We start from the raw sequence: 1,759 nt of genomic DNA, 5'->3' as shown, positions 1-1,759 counted from the left end.
AAGCGGTAAGCCACGTCGAATGTCGCGCCACCCCAGCATTCGACGCTGAACAGGCCCGGCAGGTTCGCCGCATAGCTGGGCGCGACCCGGATCATGTCCAGCGACCGCATCCGTGTCGCCAGCAGCGACTGGTGCCCGTCCCGCATCGAGGTATCGGTGATCAGCAGCTGCTTTTGGTCCAGCATCCAGTCGGCAACGGCCTTGGCGCCCTTTTCCTCCAGCAATTGCCGGGTGCCGGGCAGCGGATCGGCCTTGCGTTGCGGCGGCGTCAGGCTGCGGGCATCGGCGGGCGGCTGGGCGCGGCCCGCCGTTTCGGGATGACCGTTGACCGAAATGTCAGCGATATAGGTCAGGATCTTGGTCGCCCGGTCCTGAGGCTTGTCAAAGCGGAACAGGTCGTCGGTCGTGTCGATGAATTTCGTGGTATAGCTGTCATCCAGAAAAGTCGGATGTTTCAGCAGGTTGATCACGAATTCGATATTCGTGGCCACGCCCCGCACGCGGAATTCGCGCAAGGCGCGGTCCATGCGGGCGATGACCTTTTCCGGGGTCTGGGCGTGCGCCGTGACCTTGACCAGCAGGCTGTCGTAATAGCGCGTGATGACGCCGCCGGAATAGGCCGTGCCACCGTCCAGCCGGATGCCGTTGCCGGTCGCGCTGCGATAGGCGGTGATGCGGCCGTAATCGGGGATGAAGTTGTTCAGCGGATCTTCGGTCGTGACGCGGCATTGCAGCGCATGGCCGTTCAGCCGCACCTCGGACTGGCTGGGAACACCGGTTGCCTGCGCCAGCGTCGCGCCCTCGGCGATCAGGATCTGGGACTGCACGATGTCGATCCCGGTGACCTCCTCGGTCACGGTATGTTCGACCTGCACGCGGGGGTTCACCTCGATGAAGTAGAACTGCTCACTGTCCATATCCATCAGGAATTCGACGGTGCCGGCGTTGCGATAGCCGACGGCCTGACCGATCTTCAGCGCCAGACCGCAGACCTCATCGCGCTGCGCCTGGGTCAGATAGGGGGCGGGGGCGCGTTCGACGACCTTCTGGTTGCGGCGCTGCACGGTGCAATCGCGTTCGTAAAGGTGATAAAGCCCGCCATGGCTGTCGCCCAGCAGCTGCACCTCGACATGGCGGGCGCGCAGGATCATCTTTTCCAGATAGCCCTCGCCATTGCCGAAGGCGGCTTCGGCCTCGCGGCGGCCCTCGCGGACCTTTTCGGGCAATTCGTCGGGGTTGTTGATCGGACGCATGCCGCGACCGCCGCCGCCCCAGCTGGCCTTCAGCATCAGCGGATAGCCGATTTCCGCGGCCTCAAGCCTGATGGCGTCCATGTCGTCGCCCAGAACCTCGGTCGCGGGGATCACCGGCACGCCCGCCTTGATCGCCACGCGCCGGGCGCTGGCCTTGTCGCCAAGCGCGCGCATCGTGTCGGCGCTGGGGCCGATAAAGGTGATCCCGGCAGCCACGCAGGCATCGACGAAATCGGGGTTTTCCGACAAAAGGCCGTAGCCCGGATGGATTGCATCCGCGCCGGATTCTTTCGCCACGCGAATGATTTCGGGGATGGACAGATAGGCTGCCACCGGACCCAAGCCCGCGCCGATGCGATAGGCCTCATCGGCCTTGAAGCGGTGCAGGCCCAGCTTGTCTTCCTCGGCATAAACGGCAACCGTCTTCTTCCCAAGCTCGTTCGCCGCGCGCATGACGCGGATCGCGATTTCGCCACGGTTCGCCACTAGAATCTTGTTGAACATCA

At 64.1% G+C, this 1,759-nt stretch carries 1 protein-coding gene; it reads right to left on the bottom strand.

The genetic code is table 11. From position 1 onward, the window contains the following. A partial coding sequence (locus FN835_RS21000; protein WP_142665175.1) for an ATP-binding protein occupies positions 1–1,757 on the bottom strand: 1,757 nt, incomplete at its 3' end. Positions 1,758–1,759 lie beyond the last annotated feature (2 nt).

Origin of the sequence: Paracoccus laeviglucosivorans (assembly GCF_900182695.1) — a bacterium.
GTDB lineage: Bacteria > Pseudomonadota > Alphaproteobacteria > Rhodobacterales > Rhodobacteraceae > Paracoccus > Paracoccus laeviglucosivorans.
This window is presented reverse-complemented; position numbering and strand designations above follow the sequence as displayed.